This is a genomic window from Streptococcus infantis (assembly GCF_047463615.1).
GTDB lineage: Bacteria > Bacillota > Bacilli > Lactobacillales > Streptococcaceae > Streptococcus > Streptococcus infantis_X.
This window is the reverse complement of record NZ_JASHDO010000004.1, coordinates 19803-40904: the sequence shown is the minus strand read 5'-3', so window position 1 is coordinate 40904 and position 21102 is coordinate 19803. Positions and strand designations below refer to the sequence as shown.

Sequence of the window (21102 nt, the reverse complement as noted above, 5' to 3'; positions counted from 1 at the left end):
AAGCAAATAAAGGTGGTTAGTGGAAAAGTTTTTAAAATCATAAAAACGCATAATAGCAAGTTCTTTGGATACTTGTTATTATGCGTTTTATCATGAAATTTCACTTGATTTTTTAATAAAGTTGTAATTTTGACATTATAGGCTTGTTGAGTGTTTTGGTTGTACTTTTTGTTCTGGGTCGATATAGTTGATAGCATTATTGACGGCAGTTGGTGCTTCACCAAGACCTGTTGCAATCAAGTCAATCTTACCTTCGTAGTAGCAGCAGTCACCGATAGCATAAATTCCAGCTTGGCTTGACTCTTGCTTGCTATTGACGATAATCTTGTGGCGGTTCAGTTCTAATCCCCATTTTTTAAGATTACCTACAGAAGATTTAAAGCCATAGTTGACAAAGAGGTGGTCGAGTTCAACGCTTTCGGTTTCATCGGATTTGACTTTTGTGATTTCAAGCTTGTCAAGAGTTTGGCCGTCACCAAGAAGTTGACTCGGCACAAATGGTGTTTTGATAGTTACCGAAGACTCTTGCAAGGCTTGGACGCTATGCTCAAGAGCACGGAAGTTATCGCGACGGTGCACAAGTGTAGTTGGAGCAATCTTTTCAAAAGCTAAAGCCCAGTCAACGGCAGAGTCACCACCGCCCAGAATGGTTACCTTCTGACCAGCGTATTGTTGAATGTTAGAAACGTGGTAGTGGATATTGTCATAGCCTTCAACACCTTCTAATTCGAGTGGACGTGGTTTAAAAGCACCGCCTCCCATAGCAATAATAACGGTTTTAGAAGTATGATTTCCCTTATTAGTTGTAATCTTAAAAACATCATCCTCTTTTTCAATCTCAAGAACAGTTTCATTGAGGTGAATAGGTGTCTCAAACCCTTCAAGTTGTTCCAAAAGGCGGTTAGTCAATTCTTCCCCTGTGAGGTTTGGAAAACCTGGAACATCGAGAATTTGTTTTTCAGGATATAGGATGGCAGGTTGACCACCTAGTTGAGGAAGAGAATCGATGATTTGTACTTTGGCTTGACGAAGGTGAGCATAAAAGGCTGCGAAAAGACCGACAGGTCCACCTCCTACAATGGTAATATCATATAGTTCAGACATGGTTTCTCCTTAATTCATTTCTATCATTTTATTCTATCATATTTTCTACCAATTTAAAATGAAGTAGGGGGAAGAAAATTTTCATATAAAATGATATAATGAAGAGTAGCTTTTTTACGGAGAGGAGGCCTAGAATGAATTTTCAACAATTATCTAATCTTCAATACTGGTCTAGTTTATTTTCCAGTCCTTGGAGTATTCTGATAAATGTGATTGATATTCTTATCGTTGCCTATATCTTATACCAATTTACAAAATCAATTGCAGGAACCAAGATTATGATCCTGGTTCGAGGTGTTTTAGTGTTTATCTTAGCTCAGATAGCAGCAAATACCCTAGGCTTAACAACTATTTCCTGGTTGATCAATCAATTGATTACTTACGGTGTTATCGCAGCGGTTGTTATTTTCTCTCCAGAAATTCGGACAGGTTTAGAGCGATTAGGACGTGCGACTGATTTCTTTTCAAGTACACCAATGAGTTCAGAAGAACAGATGATTCAGGCCTTTGTTAAAGCAGTTGAATATATGAGTCCGCGGAAAATTGGAGCACTTGTATCAGTTCAGCGTGTCAGAACCTTGCAGGAATATATTTCCACGGGGATTCCTTTAGATGCTAAGATTTCTGCAGAACTCTTAATCAATATCTTCATTCCAAACACACCTTTACATGATGGTGCAGTCATTATAAAAGGTGATCGAATAGCTGTAACATCTGCTTATCTTCCACTTACTGAAGACACTGGTATTTCTAAGGAGTTTGGAACGCGACACCGTGCAGCCATTGGTTTATCTGAGGTTTCTGATGCTCTCACTTTTGTGGTATCAGAGGAAACTGGAGGTATTTCCATTACCTATAATGGTGTCTTTAAGCATGATTTAACGATGGAAGAATTTGAGGAAGAGCTACGTCGTATACTGATTCCGGAAAATTCACAAGAGCCAAGCTTAACAGAGCGTATATTAGGAGGCTGGAAGAATGAAAAAAAATAGTTTATATATCATCTCCTCACTCCTCTTTGCTTGCGTTTTATTTATCTACGCTACCTCTATTAATTATCAAAATAATAATAATGCAAGACCGGCTCGAACAGAAACCTATACCAATACGGTCGTAAATGTACCAATTGACATTCAGTACGATAGTGAGCAGTATTTTATTAGTGGTTTTAGTTCAGAAGTAACGGTATTTTTAACTGGATCCAATCGAGTGACCTTGGCTAGTGAGATGCAAGAAAGCACTCGTAAATTTAAGGTTACTGCAGATTTAACACAGGCGACAGAAGGAACCGTTGAAGTTCCCTTGACCATTGAGAATCTACCAAGTGGTTTAACAGCCCTAGCAACACCGCAGAAAATCACCGTTAAAATTGGGAAGAAAGCAACACGGGATAATTTACCAGTCACTCCACAGATTGACTCTGGTAAGGTTGATGAACGAATTCTTATCGATAGTGTGACTGTTTCAGATGAACGCGTTTCGGTTACTAGTGATGTTGATACCTTGTCTAAGATTGATAAGATTGTGGCTGTTTTACCAACTAGTGAAAAAATTACAGGAAATTATACAGGTTCAGTTCCTCTACAAGCTATTGATAAGAATGGAACAGTTCTACCAACGGTTATTAAACCCTATGAAACAACTATGAAAGTAACGACGAAACAAGTTCGTTCAGCAAGTAGTTCTAACTCTTCAACGACAAGCTCATCTTCGGGCAATTCGTCTTCAACTGGTTCTGAAACCAAGCCAGACTCTTCAAAAAAAGACTAATAAAACACAATAGAAAAGGATAAAAAATGGGTAAATATTTTGGAACGGACGGAGTCCGTGGAGAAGCAAACGTAGAATTAACGCCAGAATTGGCTTTTAAACTTGGTCGTTTCGGAGGATATGTCCTCAGTCAACATACGACGGAAGCACCTAAGGTTTTTGTAGGACGTGACACACGTATTTCGGGAGAAATGTTAGAATCAGCTCTCATTGCGGGTCTTCTTTCAGTTGGAATTCACGTTTATAAGCTTGGTGTACTTGCAACACCAGCAGTAGCGTACTTGGTTAAAACTGAGGGAGCCAGTGCAGGTGTTATGATTTCGGCTAGTCACAACCCAGCCCTTGATAATGGAATTAAATTCTTTGGTGGTGACGGTTTTAAACTTGACGATGACAAGGAAGCAGAAATCGAAGCCTTGCTTGATGCCAGCGAAGATACTCTTCCACGTCCAAGTGCTGAAGGTTTAGGTACTGTTGTTGATTATCCAGAAGGATTGCGTAAGTATGAAGCCTACCTGGTTTCAACTGGAACTCCTCTTGAAGGAATGAAGGTGGCCTTGGATACTGCCAACGGAGCAGCGTCTACAAGTGCCCGTCAAATTTTTGCAGACTTGGGTGCTCAATTAACGGTTATCGGAGAAACCCCAGATGGACTGAACATCAACTTGAACATTGGTTCAACTCATCCAGAAGCCTTGCAAGAACTTGTAAAAGAAAGCGGGTCAGCTATCGGTTTGGCCTTTGATGGTGATAGCGACCGTTTGATTGCTGTTGATGAAAATGGAGAGATCGTTGATGGTGACAAGATTATGTACATCATCGGGAAATACCTTTCTGAAAAAGGTCAATTGGCTCAAAATACGATCGTAACAACCGTTATGTCTAACCTTGGTTTCCATAAGGCCTTGGACCGTGAAGGAATCAATAAAGCAGTCACTGCTGTTGGAGACCGCTATGTAGTTGAAAAAATGAGAAAATCTGGCTACAATCTCGGTGGTGAGCAGTCAGGTCACGTGATCTTGATGGACTACAATACAACTGGTGATGGTCAGTTATCAGCTGTGCAATTGACGAAAATCATGCAAGAAACAGGTAAGAGTTTATCAGAATTAGCAGCAGAAGTGACTATTTACCCACAAAAATTAGTCAATATTCGTGTAGAAAATGCCATGAAAGAAAAGGCCATGGAAGTTCCTGCTATCAAAGCTATTATCGAGAAGATGGAAGAAGAAATGGCAGGAAATGGTCGCATCCTCGTTCGTCCGAGCGGAACAGAACCACTCTTGCGTGTCATGGCTGAAGCCCCAACCACTGAGGAAGTTGACTACTATGTAGATACTATTGCCCAAGTTGTTAAAACGGAGATTGGTATTTAGTAAATCTAGCAGAAAATAAAAAAATATGGTACAATGGCAACTATATTGTAATTGTACAAATGGAGATGAAAATGAATTTAAAACGTGAACAAGAATTTGTCAGCCAGTATCACTTTGATGCGCGTAACTTTGAATGGGAAAATGAAAATGGAGCACCTGAAACTAAGGTTGATGTAAACTTCCAGTTGCTTCAGCATGATCAAGATAATCAAGTTACTTCTTTGGTAGTTGTTTTGAGCTTTATGATTGTCTTTGATAGATTTGTCATTAGTGGAACGATTTCTCAAGTCAATCATGTTGAAGGTCGTATTGTCGACCAACCAAGTGATTTCAACCAAGAAGAAGTTGAGACACTAGCTCGCCCATGTTTGGATATGCTTAATCGTTTGACTTACGAAGTAACAGAAATTGCCCTTGATTTACCGGGAATTAATTTGGAGTTTTAAGAAATGAAATTAGCGGTCATAACAGACTCGTCTGCTTTTCTACAAGCGGAAACCTTGCGGAAAGAAGATTTATTTGTGCTAGACATTCCTGTGAATATCGATGGACAGGAGTATGTTGAAGGTGTAAATCTAACCGCTCAAGAATTTTATGAAAAAATGGCTTCAGCAAGCGAATTGCCAAAAACGAGCCAACCAAGTATTGCCAAGTTAGATGAAATTTTATCATCATTAAAAGCTAAAGGCTACACACATGCCTTGGGTCTTTTCCTATCTTCTGGAATTTCAGGGTTTTACCAAAATATCCAATACATGAAGGATGAGTTTGAAGGTTTGACCATTGCTTTTCCAGATACTCGAATTACAAGTGCTCCTTTAGGCTATATGGCTGAGAGTGTCTTTAAATGGGCAGAACAGGGAGATAGTTTCGAGTCTATCTTAGATAAAGTAACTGAACAGATTGAAAATACCTCAGCCTTTATTATGGTGGATGATCTTGACCATCTAGTTAAGGGGGGACGTCTTTCAAATGGTGCGGCCATTTTTGGGAATCTCCTTAGTATCAAGCCAATCCTATACTTCAATGACCAAGGTGTGATAGAAGTATATGAAAAGGTTCGTACAGAGAAAAAGGCTACCAAACGCTTGGTTGAAATTGTTAAAGAAGCAACAGCTATTGGGAATTACCAGATTACTGTCATTCACGGGAATGCTCCTCAAAAAGCAGCAGATTTACGTCAACTTTTGATCGATGGTGGAGTGGCTACAGATGTTTCAATTGCAACCTTCGGTAGTGTTATTGGGACTCACCTGGGAGAAGGAAGTATTGCTTTGAGCTATACACCCATAATCTAGACTATTTTTTAGGGGCAACTAAGGTCCTTTGTATCTTAAAATTCAACACGCCTGGAATCCTATGTGAAAAAGATAGTTCTTCCAAGAAGTATACACTCCTTGATCAGAACTCCTATTTTCACTTTGTGTTCTTACAGGCTTTGTATCTTAGAAATTGAACACGGACTACCTGCCTCTTGAAAAAAGATGCCTGTCTTGCCTTTCGTGGAAAGTCAGCGCCATTCCCTATTTTTCATGGGCAGCTAACGTCCTTTGTATCTTAAACAGGAGTAGAGATTGAGATGAGTATTCGAGTAATTATTGCTGGTTTTAAGGGGAGAATGGGCCAGTCTGCTTGTCAAATGGTTTTGTCTGATCCTGAACTTGAACTGGTAGCGGTTTTAGATCCTTTTGAGTCTGCATCTGACTGGCAGGGAATTCCAGTATTCAATGATAAGAATGACTTGGCATGTTTTGAGGCAGATGTATGGGTTGACTTTACAACACCAGCTGTTGCCTATGAGAATACACGTTTTGCTCTTGAAAATGGCTTTGCTCCAGTAGTTGGAACAACAGGTTTCACTAGTCAAGAGATTGAAGAACTAAAAGAATTTTCTCGTTCTAAAAACTTGGGTGGCTTGATTGCTCCTAACTTTGCTCTGGGTGCTGTCTTACTCATGCAATTTGCGGCACAAGCTGCAAAATACTTCCCAAATGTAGAGATTATTGAGCTTCACCATGACAAGAAAAAAGATGCTCCGAGCGGAACAGCTATCAAAACAGCGGAATTGATGGCAGAAGTTCGTGAGTCTATCCAACAAGGTGCTAGTGATGAGGAAGAACTCATTTCAGGGGCACGTGGAGCTAACTTTGATGGTATGCGAATCCACTCAGTCCGTTTACCAGGTTTGGTAGCCCATCAGGAAGTTATATTTGGAAATCAGGGAGAAGGATTGACCCTGCGTCATGACTCCTATGATCGTAGCTCCTTCATGACAGGAGTGAATTTGGGAATCAAAGAAGTTGTCAAGCGTCATGAGCTTGTCTATGGATTAGAACACTTATTATGAGATTAACACAAATGCCTTCTGAATTTCAGAAGGCTTTACCAGTATTAGAAAAAATTAAAGAAGCAGGATTTGAGGCTTATTTTGTTGGTGGCTCTGTTAGGGATGCTCTACTCAATCGTCCCATCCATGATGTGGATATCGCGACTTCATCTTATCCTGAAGAGACTAAGCAGATTTTTCCACGGACAGCTGACATTGGCATTGAGCACGGAACCGTCTTGGTTTTAGAAGGGGATGAGGAGTACGAAGTAACCACCTTTCGGACGGAGGATGTCTATGTTGACTATCGTAGACCTAGTGCAGTTTCCTTTGTCCGCTCATTAGAAGAAGACCTTAAGCGCCGTGATTTCACAGTCAATGCCTTTGCCTTGAACGAGACAGGGGAAATCATTGACTTGTTCCATGGGTTAGAAGATTTAGAAAATCAAGTTTTGCGAGCTGTCGGTGTAGCTAGTGAACGTTTCAATGAAGATGCGCTACGCATCATGCGTGGTTTTCGTTTCCAAGCTAGTCTTGGTTTTGAACTCGAGCAAGAAACATTTGAAGCTATGAAGGCCTTGACGCCACTCTTGGAGAAGATTTCTGTGGAACGTACTTTTGTTGAATTTGATAAACTTCTACTAGCTCCTCATTGGCGAGTAGGTCTGTCTTCTATGATTGCAAGTAAAGCTTATGATTATCTTCCGGATATGGCTGGTAGTCAGGAGAACCTCCAATCTTTATTTGACTTAGATGCTGATTTTACCTTTGAATCTTCTGAACAAGCCTGGGCTGCACTTTTATGGGTTTTAGAAGTGGAAGATGCTCAACAATTTTTGAAACATTGGAAAACTTCGCGTCAATTCGCTAAGCAAGTTCAAGATTTACTTACGATCTTAGAACTTCGTGAAGAAGGGGAACTAAGCAAGCGCGATTGTTACCGTTTTGATCTAGATTTGCTTTTACAGGCTGAAAATCTTCGTCAGGCTCAAGGAAAAGAAGTCAATCCACAAGCTATCGAAGAGACTTACCACAGCTTAAGCATCCATGATAAAAAAGAAATTCAAATCAATGGTGGGATTTTGATCAAAGAATATGGCTATCAACCAGGACCAGAAATGGGAGAAATTTTAGCAGAGATTGAGTATGCTATTGTAGATGGAGATTTGGAAAATAACTTGGAAGCTATTCATGCCTACTTGAGGGAGAAAAAATGAGTGATTTTATTGTTGAAAAACTAAGTAAATCCGTTGGAGACAAGACTGTCTTTAAGGATATTTCCTTTATTATCCATGACTTGGATCGCATCGGTCTTATCGGTGTCAATGGGACAGGGAAGACAACTCTTTTGGATGTCCTTTCGGGAATCTCTGGTTTTGATGGTGACGTAAGCCCTTTTTCGGCAAAAAATGATTACAAAATTGGCTACTTGACTCAGGACCCAGATTTTGATGACAACAAGACTGTCTTGGATACGGTCCTATCTAGTGATCTCAAGGAAATCCAGCTCATTCGTGAGTATGAACTTCTTATGCTCAACTACAGTGAGGACAAACAGGCACGTTTGGAAAGGGTTATGGCGGAGATGGACTCCCTCCAAGCTTGGGAAATCGAGAGTCAGGTCAAGACTGTTCTCAGTAAACTAGGCATTCAAGACTTATCAACTCCTGTTGGAGAATTGTCAGGTGGTCTGCGAAGACGGATTCAGTTGGCGCAAGTCCTTTTGGGCAACCATGATCTTTTGCTTCTTGATGAGCCTACCAACCATCTGGACATTGCGACCATTGAATGGCTGACTCTCTTTTTGAAAAATTCCAAGAAGACCGTCCTCTTCATCACCCACGATCGTTATTTCCTAGATGCGCTTTCGACGCGAATTTTCGAGTTGGACCGTGCTGGTTTGACAGAATATCAGGGCAATTATCAGGACTATGTTCGCCTCAAGGCGGAACAGGATGAGCGTGATGCTGCACTTCTTCACAAAAAAGAGCAACTTTATAAGCAGGAATTGGCCTGGATGCGCAGACAACCACAGGCTCGTGCAACCAAGCAACAAGCACGTATCAATCGATTCCATGACTTGAAAAAGGAGGTTTCTGATACTAGTGTTGAGACAGACTTGAGCATGAATTTTGAAACTAGCCGTATCGGTAAAAAAGTTATCGAGTTTAAGGATGTTTCCTTTGCCTATGACGATAAACCGATTCTGAACCATTTTAATCTTTTGGTACAAGCCAAAGACCGTATCGGAATCGTCGGGGACAATGGTGTTGGGAAGTCAACCCTTCTTAACCTTATTGCAGGAAGACTTGAAGCGACTGAAGGACAAGTTATCATCGGTGAAACAGTTCGCATCGCTTATTTCTCTCAACAAATCGAAGGCTTGGATGAAAGCAAGCGAGTTATCAATTACCTGCAAGAAGTGGCAGAAGAGGTTAAGACTAGTGGTGGCTCTACGACCTCTATCGCGGAGTTATTAGAACAGTTCCTCTTTCCACGATCAACACATGGGACCTTGATTGAAAAGTTATCTGGTGGAGAGAAAAAACGCCTGTATCTCCTCAAATTGCTCTTGGAAAAACCCAATGTGCTTCTTTTGGACGAGCCAACAAATGATTTAGATATTGCGACCTTAACTGTTCTAGAAAATTTCTTACAAGGTTTTGCTGGTCCAGTTTTAACTGTTAGTCACGATCGTTATTTCCTTGATAAGGTAGCAACCAAGATTCTAGCTTTTGAGAATGGGAAGATTCGTCCTTTCTTTGGACATTATACTGACTATCTGGATGAAAAGGCCTTTGAAGCAGAAACAAAAAGCCAAGTTCAAAAGGCTGAGAAGGAAAAAGTCGTCAAAGTCCGTGAAGAAAAGAAACGCATGACCTACCAAGAAAAGCAGGAGTGGGCAAGTATTGAAGGCGATATCGAAAACTTGGAGAACCGTATTTCTGAGATTGAAGAAGAGATGCAGGCCAATGGCTCTGACTTTGGGAAGCTAGCTACTCTTCAAAAAGAGTTAGACGAAAAGAATGAAGCCTTGCTTGAAAAATATGAACGCTATGAATATTTAAGTGAGTTGGCTTAATGAAAGAGAAAATCATCAAATGGAGTAGTAGGAAAATCATTTGGAATATTGTACTCTGCTTTGTGGATTTAGCTTTTTTGCTTTGGATCCTATATTTTATGATGACCTATCCCAAAGAAGTAGCTATTGGATTAGTAGCACTAAGACTCTTTGTCTTATTCTTAATCATCATTGTTGGATGGCTTTTGTATGAACGTTTTCAAATTCTTCTGTCAGATAAAGAGTATTTGAAATGTACGCCTCAAGGATTTTCCTATAAGCCTCATCCAAAAAAAGAAAGTCAGTTTTATTCTTGGGGACAAGTAGAAACATTTTCTCTTATGAGAATTAAGAGTGGTAGAAGTTCGAGGGATTTTTACCAGATTGAAGTTTGTTTTTTTGACAAAGACCTTGTAAAAACGAAATCTCTATGGAATCGACTGAGATGTAAATTTACAAGTTCTAAACCTGCTGTCGACTTGATAATTCCGATTCATTTGCTGGATGTTGGCTTACCCAAAAGAGTCTTTGAAACAATGACCTACTTTGAAAGAGAATGGCGTATCGAACAAAATCGTCAAGGCCATCAAAAATCCAAATTCAAATCTAAAAGTAAAAAGAAGGAAAGATTTTATTGAGTCATTCCATTCGCAACATTAAAGAATAGCGTTGAAACCTTGGACTGGCTTTCCATGGTTTCTTTCTATTTCTCTTTTCTAAGAAATGTGTTATAATAGAGAGTAAAAATTTTAAAAGAAAGAAATGCTATGAACTTAAAAGATTACATTGCAACCATTGAAAACTACCCTAAGGAAGGAATTGTCTTCCGTGATATCAGTCCCTTGATGGCTGATGGTAATGCCTACAGCTATGCTGTTCGTGAAATCGTTCAATATGCTACTGACAAGAAGATTGATATGATCGTAGGGCCCGAAGCTCGTGGTTTTATCGTGGGTTGTCCAGTTGCCTTTGAGTTGGGAATTGGTTTTGCACCTGTTCGTAAGCCAGGTAAATTACCACGCGAAGTTATTTCTGCTGACTATGAAAAAGAGTATGGCGTTGATACCTTGACTATGCACGCGGATGCCATCAAGCCAGGTCAACGTGTTCTTATCGTAGACGACCTCTTAGCAACAGGTGGAACTGTTAAGGCAACCATCGAGATGATTGAAAAACTCGGTGGTGTTGTAGCAGGTTGTGCCTTCTTGATCGAACTGGATGAACTCAAAGGTCGTGAAGCTATCGGAGATTACGACTATAAAGTGCTGATGCATTATTAATGAAAAACAGTCCCTAGGGCTGTTTTCTCTTCATTTGATATAAAAATAAGCTATATCTAGTTAGAGAAAAACTATAATTGAAAACTATATCTTCATACAGTATAATAAAGGGAAAGAGAAACGTCAGCATTTTTCCCCGTTGACGATACCATGTTTACTTGAGTCCAATATGATACAGTAAGGAGATTTCTATGCCGATTCGAATTGATAAAAAATTACCAGCAGTTGAGATTTTACGAACGGAAAATATTTTCGTCATGGATGACCAGAGGGCGGCTCATCAGGATATTCGACCACTGAAAATTCTGATTTTAAACTTGATGCCACTGAAAATGGTTACAGAAACTCAGCTTTTACGCCATTTAGCCAATACTCCTTTGCAGTTAGATATTGAATTTTTATATATGGAAAGTCATCAGTCGAAAACAACTCGTTCTGAGCATATGAAGACTTTTTATAAGACCTTCTCAGAAGTTCAAGACCAGTATTTTGATGGCTTGATTATTACAGGTGCTCCAGTTGAACATCTCCCTTTTGAAGAAGTGGACTATTGGGAGGAATTTACTAAGGTTATCGATTGGTCTAAGACTCATGTCTTTTCAACCCTGTATATTTGCTGGGGAGCACAAGCGGGTCTATACTATCGCTATGGCGTAGATAAATACCAGATGGACCAGAAGCTTTCTGGGATTTATTCTCAAGATGTTTTGAAAGAAGGTCATCTTCTACTGAGAGGTTTTGATGATTTATATGTATCCCCTCATTCTCGCCATACAGAAGTCCACAAAGAAGATATTCTAAACAAAACAAATCTAGAGATTTTAGCATCAGGAGAAGAGGTAGGAGTCTCTATCCTTGCGAGTCGAGATTTGAGAGAAGTCTATAGCTTTGGGCATTTAGAGTATGATCGCGATACGCTCGCAAAGGAATATTTTAGAGATCTAGATGCTGGTTTAGATCCACATATACCAGAAAATTATTTCAAAAATGATGACATTCATGAACTTCCTTGTATGAGGTGGAGTTCATCTGCAGCCCTCTTTTTCAGTAACTGGGTAAATTATGCAGTATACCAAGAAACGCCTTTTGAGTGGAAGAGTGTAGAAGATGATGTGTCTCATTTTGGATACTTATAAGAGGAATTATGACATATTTAGATGCTTTTAAATCAGGGAACTTGGTGTTACCAAGTGCTCTGCTCTTAAACTACAAGCAACTTTTCTCATCAAGCGATGATTTCTTAATTTGGCAATTCTTTTACCTACAAAATACAACAGTTTTAGGCGAATTGTCTCCAAGTCAAATCGCTGAGAAAATAGGCAAGCAAGTCTATGAAGTCAATCAAGCGATTTCCAGATTGACAGAAAAAGGCTTACTCCAATATCGTACTATTGAACTCAATGGAGAAATAGAAGTTATTTTTGATGCGACCCTTGCTTTAGAACGTTTGGACCAGCTTTTTGAAAAACAAGAACCAAGCCAAGCTGTACCTGCTAAAAATGATTTGAAAGACTTGGTGGAAACCTTCCAACAAGAGTTAGGTCGTCTCCTGAGTCCTTTTGAAATTGAGGATTTAGAAAAGAGTTTAAAAGAAGACGGAACCAGTGCGGACCTGATCAAAGAGGCCCTACGTGAGGCCGTTTTGAATGGAAAACCAAATTGGAAGTATATCCAGGCTATCCTACGAAACTGGCGCCATGAAGGCGTTAAGAGTGTAGTTCAGGTAGAGGCGAAGCGTCAGGAGAGAGAAGCGATTAATCCTCAAAATGTTCAAGTTTCATCTGATTTTAAAAATGCCATGGACCTTTGGAAAGACTAATTTTAAGTATTGATAATAGAAAAAATGCCTACAGACTAGAAAGAGAAATCTAGCTTGTGGGCATTTTTTGTGTGTTTTATACTCAATGAAAATCAAAGAGCAAACTAGGAAGCGAGCCGCAGGTTGCTCAAAGCACTGCTTTGAGGTTGTAGATGGAAGCTGACGTTGTTTGAAGAGATTTTCGAAGAGTATTAATTGATTAGTTAGCCAGTCCCCATACACTAAGAGAGCGTTCAGCAACTGGGAAATCTCCATAACCTTCAGCATTTATAGTTACTTGGTCAGGATGGTTACCAAGCAAATCAACAAATGTTTGGTCCGCCCATTCTTGACCGACGAACATGGTCTTGCAGTTTTCTTGGGCATTAGAAATCACGATAGCAAGTGGCGATTGATTCTCAGCTCCTGAACGGACCCAACCGATACAATTAGGGTCGTCAAAGTAGTCGGTTTGCTCTCCATAAGCCAAATCTTTTCGGATGGCAAGCAGACGGTCAAGGACATCTTTGAAGTCTTCTTGAGCATACTGGCCAGAGATACCATAGTAGTCTCCATAAAAGACACATGGTAGACCGTACTCACGCAAAAGAATGAGAGCATAGGCTGCTGGTTTAAACCATTCTTCAACAGTAGATTCCAGAGCTTGACCTCGTTGGGTATCATGGTTTTCGACAAAGGTTACAGCCTTATCTGGCTTGATTTGAACCAGACTATCATTAAAGATGGTTGTTAAATCATAGTCTTCTCCAGCCTTGCTGGCTTCAAAGAGATTCATATGGAGTCGGACATCGACTAAGTCGAAGCGTTCTTCAATTTTATCGAGGTATTCTAGGTTGGCTTCTTTGTCTGGATTCCAAAATTCACCAAAAACATAAAAATCTTGACCGTATTTTTCCTTCATGTCACGGATAAAATTACTCATGAAGAAGGAGTCGATGTGTTTCACTGCGTCTAAACGAAAACCAGCTACACCAGTCGTTTCCATGAACCAGTCAGCCCAGTCATAGATGTTTTTGATAACTTCAGGATGTTTGAAGTCCAAGTCAGCATACATGAGATAGTCATAGTTACCATTTTCGTTATCGACTAATTCCTCGTTGGCCCAACCCTTATTATCTCCCTGGATAAGGTAAATACCAGACTTCCGTCTTTTGGCATCATAGTCAGTCCCAGTGAAATGGTACCAGTGCCAGTGGAAATCGTTGTAAGTGTTTTGGCGGCCATCAAAAGTAAAGTTTGTCCAACCATTGATGGTAAAAGGTTCGCCTAGTTCAACAGTTCTATCTTCTGGATCAACTTCGATGACTTGGAAAGATTCCAAATGGTCTGCAGCAGCCTTATGATTGAGTACCACATCGGCCATGGCTTGAATCCCGTGAGATTTTAAGGTTTGGATGGTTTTCAGATAGTCTTCTTTGAAACCGTATTTGGTACGAACAGTACCTTTTTGATTAAATTCTCCAAGGTCAAATAAATCATAGACGCCATAACCGACATCCTTTTCATTGGTTGCCTTGAAAGCAGGTGGCATCCAAATATGACTGATTCCCAAATCTGCTAGGTGTTCAGCGTCATCAGCAAGGCGTTTCCAATGTTTTCCGTCATGTGGTAGATACCATTCAAAATATTGCATTAGGGTTTGATTTTTCATAGATAGTCCTCATACTTAACAATTTGAGAATCATTTTACCACAAAGCAAGCAAATGCGCAAACGTTTGCGCCAAAATAAAACTCTTTGAATGTTCTGTCTATTTTTTGAGGAATGGGCAGAGACCTGCAAAAATTGAAATACTATAAAAGAATTATAGAAAGATGTACATCCTGCTCTTGTCATGAAGAGTGATGGGATAAAAGCTGTAAATGGTTTCTATTTTGTGAATTGTCACAAAATTTGTTATAATAGTATTTATGAAAAAAGTATTCGTCAGCAGACGTGTTGAAAAAAAGCTAAATAAGGGTCAGGTAGTTTTGGAGGAAATTGATTTTCCTGATCTATCTGAAACTGACCAGGAAGTAGAGCTATTTAGTCAAGATAAACAGTTTTTGGGTAAGGCTTATCTATCTCGTCAAAATAAAGGGATTGGTTGGTTCGTAACTAATCAGAAAGTTTCTTTTGACCAAGTCTTTTTTGAAAACCTATTTACTCAAGCTAAATCCAAACGTGATGCCTACTACCAAGATGATTTAACAACGGCCTTTCGTTTGTTTAATCAAGAAGGCGACGGTTTTGGTGGAATGACTCTGGACCTCTATGGGGATTATGTTGTTTTCTCTTGGTATAACTCCTATATTTATCAACTTCGTCAACAGATTCTAGCCGCCTTTGTTCAGGTCTTTCCTGAAGTCTTAGGTGCCTATGAAAAGATACGTTTTAAAGGTCTAGACTTTGAGTCTGCTCATATCTATGGTCAAGAAGCGCCAGAAAATTTTACGGTTCTTGAAAATGGAGTTCTTTATCAAGTCTTCATGAATGATGGCCTTATGACAGGCATCTTCTTGGATCAACACGAAGTCCGTGGTAGTTTGGTAGATGGTCTAGCCATGGGCAAGTCCCTGCTCAATATGTTTTCCTACACAGCTGCCTTTTCAGTAGCTGCAGCCATGGGAGGTGCCAATGAAACTACCTCTGTTGATTTAGCCAAGCGCTCGAGAGAACTGTCAGAAGCTCATTTTCATGCCAACGGACTGACACTTGAACATCATCGTTTCATTGTCATGGATGTGTTTGAATACTTTAAATATGCAAAACGTAAGGGGCTATCTTACGATGTCATCGTTCTTGATCCGCCTAGCTTTGCTCGTAATAAAAAACAAACCTTCTCTGTAGCCAAGGATTATCACAAGTTGATTTCCCAAAGTTTAGAGATTTTAAATCCGGGAGGTATGATCATTGCTAGCACCAATGCTGCCAATGTTTCCCGTCAAAAGTTCACCGAACAAATCGACAAAGGTTTTGCAGGAAGAAGTTACCAGATTTTAAATAAATATGGACTTCCAGCAGATTTTGTCTATAACAAAAAAGATGAAAGCAGTAATTACCTCAAGGTGATTAGCATGAAGGTAACTAAATGAAATTAGTCGTTTCAGTAATGCCAAAGAATTTAGAAGAAGCACAAGGGCTTGATGCCATGCGTTATATAGATGCAGATATCATTGAGTGGCGTGCTGATTTTCTACCAAAAGAAGCTATTTTACAGGTGGCGCCTGCCATTTTTGAAAAGTTTGCAGGTCGCGAACTTCTCTTTACCTTGCGCACACGTGCTGAAGGAGGAGAGATAGACCTGTCATCGGAAGAGTATGTTCAGATCATCAAGGATGTGGCTCAACTCTATCAACCTGAATACCTTGATTTTGAGTATTTTACTCACAAAGATGTTTTTGAGCAGATGCTAGATTTTCCAAATTTGGTTTTGAGTTACCATAATTTCCAGGAAACTCCAGAGAATATGATGGAAATCTTATCCGAGCTAACCAGTCTAACTCCGAAAGTGGTTAAAGTATCGGTTATGGCTCATACAGAACAAGATGTATTGGACCTCATGAATTTCACACGAGGATTTAAAACCCTCAACCCAGAACAAGAATATGTGACGATTTCTATGGGGAAAGTTGGTAAGGTTTCTCGTATCACTTCTGATGTGACGGGTTCAAGTTGGTCATTTGCAAGTTTAGATGCAGCAAGTGCACCAGGACAAATCTCGCTCTCCAACATGGTAAAAATTCGGGAGATTTTGAATGAAGATTAATGGCTACACACGTCTGGCAGCTGTGGTCGCAAATCCTATCAAACATTCTATTTCTCCTTTCATTCATAATAGTGCTTTTGAGGCAACTCATACCAATGGTGTTTATCTAGCTTGGGAAGTAGAAGCTACTGACTTGGCAGAAACAGTTGCCAATATTCGTCGCTATCAGATGTATGGAATCAATCTTTCTATGCCCTACAAGGAGCAAGTGATTCCTTATCTGGATCAGTTGAGTGAGGAAGCTTGTCTTATTGGTGCAGTTAATACAGTTGTGAATCGAGAAGGAACATTAATTGGATATAACACAGATGGCAAGGGATTCTTTAAGAGCTTGCCTTCTTTTAAAATATCAGGGGAAAAAATGGTTTTGTTAGGTGCAGGCGGTGCAGCCAAGGCAATTTTGGCACAGGCAATCTTGGATGGAGTGAGTCAAGTTTCTGTCTTTGTACGTTCGGCTTCAATAGAAAAAACAAGACCTTACCTAGAAAAACTACAGAATGCGACTGGATTTAGAGTAGATTTATTTGCCTTAGAGGATGTTCAATACCTTCAAGACAGCATCACTAAAGCCGACCTCTTGGTCAATGCTACTAGTGTGGGCATGGATGGATCCTCTCAGCCAATCCCGACCAGCATCGTTTTACCAGAGAAGCTTTTGGTAGCAGATGTGATTTATCAACCCTTTGAAACACCGATTTTAAAATGGGCAAGAAACCAGGGAAATCAATCTATCAATGGCCTTGGCATGCTGCTTTACCAAGCTGCTGAAGCTTTTGAGTTATGGACAGGCAAGGAAATGCCAACAGATCAAATCTGGGAATTATTAAAACAAAAGTACCAATAAAGAAAAAGGAGACCTGCTATGAAAATCAGAATAGACCTTCCACATCATCCCTATGATATTCAGATTGAAAAAGGATGCCTGTCTCAAGCAGGAAAATGGTTGCGCAAACTTTGGCAACCACAAAAAATTGTTATCATAACGGATAACCGTGTGGCTTCACTCTATGCAGAAAAGGTTAAATTGAGTTTGGAGGATGCTGGCTTTCAAGTGGCAGTTTTTGACTTTTTAGAGGGCGAAGAACGAAAAAATCTGACTACTGTTCAAAAAGTCTATGAATTTTTAGTCAAACAGGATATGACTCGTAGTGATGGAATCGTAGCCCTCGGCGGTGGTGTAGTTGGCGATTTGGCTGGCTTTGTGGCCTCTACCTATATGCGAGGTATTCACTTTGTTCAAATTCCGACCAGTTTGACTGCCCAGGTGGACTCGTCTATTGGTGGAAAAACTGGAGTTAACACCCCTTTTGCCAAGAATATGGTGGGGACTTTTGCTCAGCCGGATGGTGTTTTGATTGACCCAACTGTTCTTGAGACCTTGGGTAAGAGAGAATTGATTGAAGGAATGGGTGAAGTCATCAAGTATGGCTTAATTGAAGATCCAGAACTCTGGGACTTATTATCTGATATGGATGGTTCTATCGAAAGCATATTGGAACATTCCGAGAGTTTGATTGAGCATTCTTGTCAGGTTAAGCGCAAGATGGTAGTTGAAGATGAGTTGGATAATGGCATTCGTTTATATCTCAACTTTGGTCACACAATTGGCCATGCCATTGAAGCAACTGCTGGTTACGGAAAAGTCATGCACGGTGAGGCAGTAGCGATGGGAATGGTTCAGGTTTCTAAGGTAGCAGAACAAAAAGGTCTTATGCCAGCTGGAATCACTCAGTCTATCCGAGAAATGTGTCAGAAATTTGGCCTTCCTGTTGATTATGAAAACTGGGACCTTGACAAGCTTTATCAGGCTTTGACTCACGATAAAAAAGCGCGTGGCAACACCATGAAGTTAGTTTTGGTACCTGAGCTTGGTTCAGCGACGATTCACCCAGTTTCTCTCGAAGAAATGAAAGATTACTTAGTAAAATAAGGAGAATGTATGAGATATTTAACAGCAGGAGAATCACATGGTCCTCGTCTGACAGCAATTATTGAAGGAATTCCTGCAGGACTGCCTTTGACTGCAGAAGATATCAATGAGGATCTCAAACGTCGCCAGGGTGGATACGGACGTGGTGGTCGTATGAAGATTGAAAGTGACCAAGTTGTCTTTACTTCTGGTGTTCGCCACGGGAGGACGACAGGGGCTCCCATTACCATGGATGTCATTAACAAAGACCATCAAAAATGGCTAGATATCATGTCTGCAGATGATATTGAATATAAACTTAAAAGTAAACGAAAAATCACTCATCCTCGCCCTGGTCACGCTGACTTGGTAGGAGGTATCAAATACCGCTTTGATGATTTGAGAAATTCCCTGGAACGTTCATCTGCCCGTGAAACGACTATGCGAGTAGCAGTCGGGGCTGTGGCTAAACGACTATTGGCTGAGCTTGATATCGAAATTGCTAACCATGTTGTTGTTTTTGGCGGCAAAGAAATTGATGTTCCAGAAAACTTAACAGTCGCAGAGATTAAGAAACTAGCTGCCCAGTCAGAAGTTTCTATCGTTAACCAAGAACGTGAGCAGGAAATTAAGGACTATATTGACCAAATCAAACGTGATGGAGATACCATCGGTGGTGTTGTTGAAACGATTGTCGGTGGTGTTCCGGTTGGTCTGGGTTCTTATGTTCAATGGGATAGAAAACTAGATGCAAGACTAGCTCAAGCGGTTGTCTCCATCAATGCCTTTAAGGGAGTGGAGTTTGGTCTTGGTTTTAAAGCAGGTTATCTCAAGGGTAGCCAAGTCATGGATGAAATCATCTGGTCACCAGAAGATGGCTATACTCGTCGTACTAATAATCTTGGTGGTTTCGAAGGTGGTATGACTAATGGCCAACCAATTGTTGTCCGTGGGGTCATGAAACCAATTCCGACTCTCTATAAACCATTGATGAGTGTCGATATCGAAACTCATGAGCCTTATAAGGCAACGGTGGAGAGAAGTGATCCAACGGCTCTTCCAGCAGCAGGTGTCGTTATGGAAGCAGTCGTAGCAACGGTCTTAGCCCAAGAAATTCTAGAGAAATTCTCATCAGATAATCTGGAAGAATTAAAAGAAGCTGTTGCGAAACATCGGGAGTATACAAAGAATTATTAAGGAGTTCTTATGGCAAAAACCATCTATATCGCAGGACTAGGTTTGATTGGTGCTTCCATGGCACTCGGAATCAAGCGGGATCATCCTGATTATGAAATTTTAGGATACAATCGTAGTCAAGCGTCTAGAGATATTGCCTTGGAGAGAGGAATGATTGACCGAGCGACGGATGATTTTGCCAGTTTTGCTCCACTTGCAGACGTCATCATTCTAACCCTGCCAATCAAGCAAACTATTACCTTTATTAAGGAATTGGCTAACTTGGACTTGAAAGAAGGTGTCATTATTTCTGATGCTGGCTCGACCAAGTCAGCTATCGTGGCTACAGCAGAGAAGTATTTTGCTGATAAGTCCGTTCGCTTTGTTGGAGCTCATCCCATGGCAGGGAGTCATAAGACAGGAGCGGCTTCTGCCGATGTTAATCTTTTTGAAAATGCCTACTATATCTTCACACCTTCGAGCCTAACGACTCCAGACATGCTTGAAGAAATGAAGGACTTGCTGTCAGGTCTGCACGCTCGTTTCATTGAAATCGATGCTACAGAACATGACCGAGTGACTTCTCAAATCAGTCATTTTCCTCATATTTTAGCATCAGGTTTAATGGAACAAACTGCCAACTATGCTGAAGAGCATGAAATGGCACGACGTTTTGCGGCAGGTGGTTTCAGGGATATGACTCGGATTGCCGAAAGTGAGCCAGGAATGTGGACTTCTATCCTCTTATCCAATCGAGAAACTATTATTGAACGCATCGAGGATTTCAAGGGTCGTTTGGACGAGATTGAGCAAGCAATCAGCAAGGGTGATGAAAACCAAATCTGGAACTTTTTCAATCAAGCGCGGGAACAACGCCAAGCTATGGAAATCCATAAACGTGGCGGTGTAGATAGCTCTTATGACCTCTATGTAGATGTTCCCGATGAGGAAGATGTGATTTTGCGCATCTTGGAATTGCTACGAGGAACTTCCTTGGTCAATATCCATATCAATGAGGAAAACCGTGAGGATGTTCACGGGATTCTACAAATTTCATTTAAGAATGCTCAGGATTTAAAACGTGCTGAGCAAGTTATTACAGAAAATACTGACTACACAGTCGTTATTAAATAAGGAGAAAATCATGTCAAATATTTATGATAGTGCAAATGCACTAAGTCGTGGACTACGCGAATTGCCTGAATACAAGGCAGTTAAAGAAGCTAGAGATGCCATCCAAGCAGATGCAGAAGCAAGCAAAATTTTTGCAGATTATATTGCTTTTCAGCATGAAATCCAAATCATGGCACAAACTGGACAAATGCCAGATGCCTCTTTCCAAGAAAAAATGGAAGGCTTTGGTAAGCAAATTCAAGGAAATGCTTTTCTATCAGCCTTCTTTGCCAAACAACAACAATTATCCATCTACCTATCTGATATCGAACGAATTGTTTTTGAACCGATTTCAGAACTATTGAAATAGAATTTATAGCTTGTAAAGTCAGAAATTTAAGGAATTTCTGACTTTTTTGTG

21 protein-coding genes are annotated in these 21102 nt (G+C 40.3%); 19 read left to right on the top strand and 2 right to left on the bottom strand.

Annotated features, from left to right (window positions below):
• Positions 1–135: 135 nt before the first annotated feature.
• Positions 136–1104, bottom strand: a complete 969-nt coding sequence (locus QM874_RS05185) for an NAD(P)/FAD-dependent oxidoreductase (protein ID WP_281334690.1) — start codon at positions 1102–1104, stop codon at positions 136–138.
• A gap of 134 nt (positions 1105–1238) precedes the next feature.
• On the opposite strand from QM874_RS05185, the gene cdaA reads away from it, so the two are divergent.
• The 12 genes from cdaA (at position 1239) to QM874_RS05125 (ending at position 12736) form a co-directional block, all read left to right on the top strand.
• A complete protein-coding gene (gene cdaA, locus QM874_RS05180; RefSeq protein ID WP_045763531.1) occupies positions 1239–2096 on the top strand; it encodes a diadenylate cyclase CdaA in 858 nt (285 codons plus the stop codon).
• A complete protein-coding gene (locus QM874_RS05175; protein ID WP_414316482.1) occupies positions 2083–2874 on the top strand; it encodes a YbbR-like domain-containing protein in 792 nt (263 codons plus the stop codon). The genes cdaA and QM874_RS05175 overlap by 14 nt, the downstream gene beginning before the upstream one ends.
• A 26-nt stretch (positions 2875–2900) precedes the next feature.
• On the top strand, positions 2901–4250 hold the full coding sequence (glmM, locus tag QM874_RS05170; protein WP_414316481.1) for a phosphoglucosamine mutase: 1350 nt from the start codon (positions 2901–2903) through the stop codon (positions 4248–4250).
• A gap of 71 nt (positions 4251–4321) precedes the next feature.
• Complete coding sequence (locus QM874_RS05165; RefSeq protein ID WP_001050083.1) at positions 4322–4696, top strand: DUF1149 family protein; 375 nt, start codon at positions 4322–4324, stop codon at positions 4694–4696.
• Positions 4697–4699: 3 nt separating this feature from the next.
• Positions 4700–5548 carry a DegV family protein gene (locus tag QM874_RS05160; RefSeq protein ID WP_414316480.1) on the top strand — a complete coding sequence of 283 codons (849 nt, stop codon included), beginning with the start codon at positions 4700–4702 and terminating at the stop codon, positions 5546–5548.
• 281 nt (positions 5549–5829) lie between these two features.
• The gene (dapB, locus tag QM874_RS05155; protein WP_414316479.1) at positions 5830–6597 is read left to right on the top strand and encodes a 4-hydroxy-tetrahydrodipicolinate reductase; all 768 of its coding nucleotides are present in this window, start codon (positions 5830–5832) and stop codon (positions 6595–6597) included.
• A complete protein-coding gene (locus QM874_RS05150; RefSeq protein ID WP_414316478.1) occupies positions 6594–7793 on the top strand; it encodes a CCA tRNA nucleotidyltransferase in 1200 nt (399 codons plus the stop codon). The genes dapB and QM874_RS05150 overlap by 4 nt, the downstream gene beginning before the upstream one ends.
• Positions 7790–9658 (top strand): ABC-F family ATP-binding cassette domain-containing protein, encoded by a 1869-nt coding sequence (locus tag QM874_RS05145; RefSeq protein WP_414316477.1) that lies wholly within the window; start codon positions 7790–7792, stop codon positions 9656–9658. Before QM874_RS05150 ends, QM874_RS05145 begins: the two co-directional genes overlap by 4 nt.
• Positions 9658–10275 (top strand): hypothetical protein, encoded by a 618-nt coding sequence (locus QM874_RS05140; protein ID WP_414316476.1) that lies wholly within the window; start codon positions 9658–9660, stop codon positions 10273–10275. The genes QM874_RS05145 and QM874_RS05140 overlap by 1 nt, the downstream gene beginning before the upstream one ends.
• A gap of 129 nt (positions 10276–10404) precedes the next feature.
• Positions 10405–10917: an adenine phosphoribosyltransferase gene (locus QM874_RS05135; RefSeq protein ID WP_414271277.1), complete on the top strand. Its 513-nt coding sequence runs from the start codon at positions 10405–10407 to the stop codon at positions 10915–10917.
• A gap of 191 nt (positions 10918–11108) precedes the next feature.
• Complete coding sequence (metA, locus tag QM874_RS05130; protein ID WP_016466652.1) at positions 11109–12053, top strand: homoserine O-acetyltransferase MetA; 945 nt, start codon at positions 11109–11111, stop codon at positions 12051–12053.
• Between the two features lie 8 nt (positions 12054–12061).
• Positions 12062–12736 (top strand): DnaD domain-containing protein, encoded by a 675-nt coding sequence (locus tag QM874_RS05125; protein WP_414316475.1) that lies wholly within the window; start codon positions 12062–12064, stop codon positions 12734–12736.
• Between the two features lie 199 nt (positions 12737–12935).
• Here the strand turns inward: QM874_RS05125 and QM874_RS05120 are convergent, their stop codons facing one another.
• Positions 12936–14387, bottom strand: a complete 1452-nt coding sequence (locus tag QM874_RS05120) for an alpha-amylase (protein WP_414316474.1) — start codon at positions 14385–14387, stop codon at positions 12936–12938.
• 258 nt (positions 14388–14645) lie between these two features.
• Here QM874_RS05120 and QM874_RS05115 point away from each other — a divergent pair, with 258 nt between their 5' ends.
• From QM874_RS05115 to QM874_RS05085, 7 genes are read left to right on the top strand one after another with little or no spacing between them, the layout of a single operon-like run.
• A complete protein-coding gene (locus QM874_RS05115; RefSeq protein WP_414316473.1) occupies positions 14646–15809 on the top strand; it encodes a class I SAM-dependent rRNA methyltransferase in 1164 nt (387 codons plus the stop codon).
• Positions 15806–16483, top strand: a complete 678-nt coding sequence (gene aroD, locus QM874_RS05110; protein WP_414316472.1) for a type I 3-dehydroquinate dehydratase — start codon at positions 15806–15808, stop codon at positions 16481–16483. The genes QM874_RS05115 and aroD overlap by 4 nt, the downstream gene beginning before the upstream one ends.
• Positions 16473–17327: a shikimate dehydrogenase gene (locus QM874_RS05105; protein WP_414316471.1), complete on the top strand. Its 855-nt coding sequence runs from the start codon at positions 16473–16475 to the stop codon at positions 17325–17327. Before aroD ends, QM874_RS05105 begins: the two co-directional genes overlap by 11 nt.
• Before the next feature lie 18 nt (positions 17328–17345).
• Positions 17346–18413, top strand: coding sequence for a 3-dehydroquinate synthase (gene aroB, locus QM874_RS05100; protein WP_414316470.1), 1068 nt, complete (start codon positions 17346–17348; stop codon positions 18411–18413).
• Positions 18414–18422: 9 nt separating this feature from the next.
• On the top strand, positions 18423–19589 hold the full coding sequence (gene aroC / locus QM874_RS05095; RefSeq protein WP_414316469.1) for a chorismate synthase: 1167 nt from the start codon (positions 18423–18425) through the stop codon (positions 19587–19589).
• A 9-nt stretch (positions 19590–19598) separates the two neighbouring features.
• Positions 19599–20702 (top strand): prephenate dehydrogenase, encoded by a 1104-nt coding sequence (locus QM874_RS05090; RefSeq protein WP_414316468.1) that lies wholly within the window; start codon positions 19599–19601, stop codon positions 20700–20702.
• A gap of 10 nt (positions 20703–20712) precedes the next feature.
• Positions 20713–21051 carry a YlbF/YmcA family competence regulator gene (locus tag QM874_RS05085; RefSeq protein WP_414316467.1) on the top strand — a complete coding sequence of 113 codons (339 nt, stop codon included), beginning with the start codon at positions 20713–20715 and terminating at the stop codon, positions 21049–21051.
• Positions 21052–21102: the final 51 nt, after the last annotated feature.